The organism is Campylobacter sp. 2457A (assembly GCF_020135895.1).
Taxonomy (GTDB): Bacteria; Campylobacterota; Campylobacteria; order Campylobacterales; family Campylobacteraceae; genus Campylobacter_D; species Campylobacter_D taeniopygiae.
Window position 1 is genome coordinate 1 of sequence record NZ_JACHTO010000122.1, and the last position, 258, is coordinate 258.

The window sequence follows — 258 nt, forward strand, 5'->3', positions numbered from 1 at the left end:
AACATCATAGGACAACTTTTTCTAGCAGGATATATAGACTTTGGTTCTTATTGTGATGAAGATAGAAATAAAATAGACTATCCTACTAATTTATCTTATTATAAAGAAGATAAATATCAAGCTTGGATACATTTTAGAGATAATTTCTTTTATCAAGAAAAATTTATTAGAGATTTGGATGATCCTAAAACATTAGATGAGGATGGATATAGTCTTATTTTAGGTGATGCTTCTTGGGATACACCACAATATTGGTCG

The 258-nt window shown here is 28.3% G+C and carries 1 pseudogene; it reads left to right on the plus strand.

Features of this window, described 5'->3' with window-relative positions:
* Window positions 1-258 (plus strand): annotated as a pseudogene (locus H2280_RS08605) (hypothetical protein); the annotation flags it as partial.